Here is a 1,542-nt window from a genome sequence, read left to right as displayed (position 1 = left end):
GCCCCGCCGGATTCACAGCGCGGCGTCCGCCGCCCTCGTCCGGCGTAGTCCCGGCTCGTCACGAAGAGAGGAAAAAGTGAATTTAAAGAGTTGCCGTTGCTTTAGGCCCCACTCTGTCTTCAACTACGAAACTGTCTCCGTATACATGTAACGAGGCGCCGTACTGCACGGCCACCTTCGCCACCTCCAGAAGCTTTGCGAAGCGGTTTTCTGCACACCTCCCTGCCCATGAGTAGAAAGGCGCGTGAATAGTTTTGGAAAAGGGGCTAGAGCTCGATGTATGGCGCACATGAGTGTCGCCAGCCGTCGAAGGCGTGCCTTACGCCTCTAGCGCCATGGTTCCCGGCCAGCCTCACACACTCAACAGCGAGATCCCTGGGGAACCACTCCGGTCAGCCCCTACACACTACCTCCCGCCGGTCCATGTATATGCCATCCAGGGTATGGAGAAGAGCCGGACCGTTGCCCAGCCCAAGCCACGGCTCGCCGCCTCCATGATACAGCTAGGCGCCGGGGGGGCGCCCGCTGTCTGGCGGCACTTCCGTGATGCCATTGGCGGGGTATGGAAAAATGCGGTGCCGAAACTCACCGAAAAAACAGCGTCTACAGACGCAACGTCGCCCAGCGCAACGAGGTACCCACAACGTGGGAGGCGCCGAGATGCTCCATGAGCTGAATTACTCAGTTCAACTCTCCCACATACGCACTTCCTGACTTCACGTCGGACAATCTACCTGATTCAGGAAGTACATCCGACGACTAGTCAGGTAGAATATAGAGAGTGGAGTTGGACGCCGTAGATGGCTTTAAAGCCGTGTTGTAGATGTGGCTGTAATCCACTACGCCTCCCTAGCCGTGGCCGGTGGATGTGTGGCGTACGTGGAGAGGGGGATGCGGAATCGCCGCTACGACCACATATACATGCACATAAGGGGGGCACTCCTCAGCCGCCAGACACGGTATGATGGCGGGTGTGTTCGTTATCCTGGCCTACACCCGAAAGAGGCACCTCGCCGAGATGTGGGAGGTGCGGCTATATGCAGTGTACAAACCGCCCCTCAACAAAAGGAGACCGCCATTTTTCCCCAGGTCGAGGCGTGTGAAGGAGCCGGTGGAGAAGCCCGTAGCCGCGGTGGGATTCGCAAAGCTGGTGGGCGTGCCTCTCGCTGGCGTCTCAGCCTACGCAACGTCAGCGCCTGCCAGCGGTAATTCAGAAAATGGCGCAACCGTGATGCATGCGGACAAGCCTCAACCTGGCGCGGCGGAGAGGGGTTTAATTCTACGTTAGGAGGTGGATAACGGTTGGTATGGGCTACCGAACATTGGTAATAAAGAGGAGGGTTGAGGAAATCCCGCCTGAGCAGTTGGCAAAATTCCTAGAGGTTCAACAGAAGTTCCAGGAGTGGGCAACGGAGTGGTACAAGAGCGGATTCAAAACGCCGATGCCAGAGGAGAATCCATACAAACGTTTTGCAGAGAAGCTGAAGTACGTCTTAAGGCTTCTACCCACGAACGGGTTGAAGAGCAACGTGTGGAGGGTGC

Annotated in this window: 2 protein-coding genes and 1 pseudogene; 2 read left to right on the top strand and 1 reads right to left on the bottom strand. The window is 57.4% G+C overall.

The window, feature by feature from the left end; translation table 11 throughout:
• Positions 1–82: 82 nt before the first annotated feature.
• The gene (locus tag ACP5J3_RS14465) at positions 83–289 is read right to left on the bottom strand and encodes a hypothetical protein (protein ID WP_263245624.1); all 207 of its coding nucleotides are present in this window, start codon (positions 287–289) and stop codon (positions 83–85) included.
• Positions 290–973: 684 nt separating this feature from the next.
• Here ACP5J3_RS14465 and ACP5J3_RS14460 point away from each other — a divergent pair.
• Positions 974–1,288: a hypothetical protein gene (locus tag ACP5J3_RS14460; protein WP_428496321.1), complete on the top strand. Its 315-nt coding sequence runs from the start codon at positions 974–976 to the stop codon at positions 1,286–1,288.
• Between the two features lie 19 nt (positions 1,289–1,307).
• Positions 1,308–1,542: pseudogene (locus ACP5J3_RS14455) on the top strand (transposase); the annotation flags it as partial.

It is taken from the genome of Pyrobaculum sp. (assembly GCF_049971835.1).
Lineage (GTDB): Archaea > Thermoproteota > Thermoprotei > Thermoproteales > Thermoproteaceae > Pyrobaculum.
Note: the sequence above shows the minus strand (reverse complement) of the source record. Positions and strands in the feature narration are given on the sequence as shown.